This is a genomic window from Methylobacterium sp. A52T (genome assembly GCF_053346095.1).
In genome coordinates this window covers 1-3,049 of sequence record NZ_JBKFBI010000261.1, presented here as the reverse complement: position 1 = coordinate 3,049, position 3,049 = coordinate 1, and the positions used below count along the sequence as shown (strand labels likewise).

Genomic DNA, 3,049 nt, shown 5'->3' with positions numbered 1-3,049 from the left:
CGCGCGGCCGCGCGCGAGCGCGACGTGCTCGATCTCGGCCGCGCCGCGCCGGCCGCGCGCGAGCCCCGCCCGGAGGAGGCCGACCGCGACGCGCCCGAGGCGCGGGACGGGCAGGCCGACGCGGAGGCCGAAGGCACCGACGACGACGGGGACGACGCGCGGCGCCCGAGCGTCCTGCGCCGCCACCCGCTCGCGTTCCTGCTCGGCGGGCTCGCGGTCGTCGCGCTCTGCGTCGGCGTGTTCTTCTACTGGCTGCTCTACATGCACCCCTACGAGAGCACCGACGACGCCTTCGTCGACGCGCGCAGCATCTCGATCCAGCCGAAGGTCGGCGGCTACCTCGTGGACGTGCCGGTCACCGACAACCAGCACGTCGAGGCCGGCCAGATCCTGTTCCAGGTCTTCCAGCGCGACTACGACATCGCCCTCGACCAGGCGAAGGCGCAGGTCGCCGCCGACGAGGCCGGCATCAAGAACATCGACGCGCAGATCCAGGCGCAGTACGCCAACATCGAGGTGTCCAAGGCGCAGGTCGCCACCGCCGAGGCGGCGCTGAAATTCGCCCAGGAGGACGCGGCCCGCTACAAGGACCTCGCCGAGCGCGGCTCCGGCTCGGTCCAGCAGTCGCAGTCGGCGACCTCGACGCTGCAGCAGCGGCAGGCGGCCGTGCAGAGCGCCAACGCCAGCGTGGTCGCCGCGCAGAAGCAGGTCGGCTCGCTCCAGGCCCAGAAGGCCTCGACCCAGGCGCAGCTCGGCCGCGACCGGGCGCAGGTCGAGCAGGCCGAGCTGAACCTCGGCTACACGACGGTCCGCGCCGTGCAGGCCGGCCGCGTCGTGCGGCTCACCGGCGGCGTCGGCCAGCTCGCCCAGGCCGGCCAGACCCTGGCGATGTTCGTGCCCGACGACATCTGGGTGACGGCGAACTTCAAGGAAACGCAGATCACCGACATGCGGCCGGGCCAGCCGGTCGACATCGAGATCGACGCGTATCCCGGCCGCAAGATCCAGGGCACGGTGGCCTCGGTGCAGCCGGGCTCGGGCACGGCCTTCAGCCTGCTGCCGGCGCAGAACGCCACCGGCAACTACGTGAAGGTGACCCAGCGCATCCCGGTCAAGATCGTGGTCAAGTCTTGGCCGACGGACGTGTCGATCGGCCCGGGCATGTCGATCGTCCCGACCGTCACGGTGCGGTGAGCGCCGTGGCCGGCCGGGGGAGCGCGGCCGCGCCCGGGCGCAGGCCGGGTGCGGGCAAGGCGGCGGGCGGCAAGGCCGCGTCCGGGAAGGCGCCGGGCGGCCACAATCCGTGGCTGATCGCCGGCGTGGTCGCGCTGGCGACCTTCATGGAGGTGCTCGACACCACCATCGCCAACGTGGCCCTGCGCTACATCTCGGGCGGCCTCGCGGTCGGTCCGGACGAGGCGGCCTGGGTGGTGACGAGCTACCTCGTCGCCAACGCGATCACCCTGACGGCGTCGAGCTTCCTGGCCAAGCGCTACGGCCGCAAGGCGTTCTTCATGTGGTCGGTGGCGCTGTTCACCGTCTCGTCGATCCTGTGCGGCTTCGCCTGGAGTCTGGAATCGCTGCTGCTGTTCCGGGTGATGCAGGGGCTCGGCGGCGGCGGCATGGCGCCGCTCGCGCAGTCGATCCTCGCCGATTCCTTCCCGCCGGCGAAGCGCGGCCAGGCCTTCGCGCTCTACGGGGTCGCCATCGTGGTGGCGCCGGTGATCGGCCCGACGCTGGGCGGCTGGCTCTCCGATAACGCCTCCTGGCACTGGTGCTTCCTGATCAACGGGCCGGTGGGCGTGATCGCCCTCGGGCTGATGTACTGGCTGATCGAGGACAGCGACGCGGCCAAGAAGGAGCGCCGCGCCCTGGTGCGCAAGGGCATCCGCTTCGACATCGTCGGCTTCGTGCTGGTCGCCCTGTTCCTCGGCTCGCTGGAGGTGATCCTCGACGAGGGCCAGCGGAAGGACTGGTTCGGCACCTCGACGCTGATGAACGTGTCCGGCGTGCTGATGGTCGTCTCGTTCATCGCCATGATCCCGTGGCTGCTGACCCGCGAGAACCCGGCCGTCGACCTCCGCCTCATCGGCAACCGCCAGTTCGGCTCATGCTTCCTGGTGATGATGTTCACCGGGGCGATCCTGATCGCCACCACGCAGTTCATCCCGCAGATCACGCAGGAATATTACGGCTACACCGCCACCCTGTCGGGCCTCGTCCTCGGCCCGGGCGGCATCGTCACGGTGGTGATGATGTTCCTCACCGGCCGGATCTCGTCCTACGTCCAGCCGAAATGGCTGATCGCCACCGGCATGACCATCGTGGCGCTGGGCATGTACGACCTGACGCGGATCGACGGCAGCACGACCTTCGCGTTCTTCGCGTGGTCGCGGGTCTATATCGGCATCGGCCTGCCGATGGTGTTCCTGTCGATCACCTCGGCCTCGTACGAGGGCATCCGCAAGGACCAGACCGACCAGGCCTCGGCGCTGATCAACGTCGCCCGCAACGTCGGCGGCTCGATGGGCGTCTCCCTGGCGCAGAACATCCTGGCCTACCGGAGCCAGTTCCATCAGAGCCGCTTGGTGGAGAGCGTCAATCCGGCCTCGCCGGCCTATCAGGAGACCATGCGGCAGGCGACGCAGTACTTCTCCGAGCACGGCTACGCCGGGATCGAGGCCCAGAACCAGGCGACGGCGTGGATCGGGAGCGTCCTCAGCACGCAGGTGGCCTACTGGGCCTATATCGACGTGTTCTGGGTGCTCGGCCTCGTCGCGGCCTGCGCGGTGCCGCTGGCCCTGAGCCTGAAGAGCGTCAAGCTCGGCGGCGGGGCGCCGGCCGGGGGGCATTGAGGGCGGTCGCGGCCAGGGCGCCGCCCGGACGCCGGGCGCGCCGCCGGCGCGCGGACCGACCGCCGTCCCTAGAGCCGTTCCCGATCGGGTTGGGACGCAGGCGATCGGCGAGCCCGTGCCGAACGAGGCGCGGGTCCCCTCTCCCGTGCGGGAGAGGGACAGGGTGAGGGATGAGAACAGTCCGGAAGAGTCGC

The 3,049-nt window shown here is 70.6% G+C and carries 2 protein-coding genes; both read left to right on the top strand.

Annotation, left to right across the window (positions count from 1 at the left end):
• A partial coding sequence (locus ACLBYE_RS30055; protein ID WP_447696960.1) for an HlyD family secretion protein occupies window positions 1-1,194 on the top strand: 1,194 nt, incomplete at its 5' end.
• Window positions 1,191-2,855 (top strand): DHA2 family efflux MFS transporter permease subunit, encoded by a 1,665-nt coding sequence (locus ACLBYE_RS30050; RefSeq protein ID WP_447696959.1) that lies wholly within the window; start codon window positions 1,191-1,193, stop codon window positions 2,853-2,855. The genes ACLBYE_RS30055 and ACLBYE_RS30050, both read left to right, overlap by 4 nt.
• Window positions 2,856-3,049 lie beyond the last annotated feature (194 nt).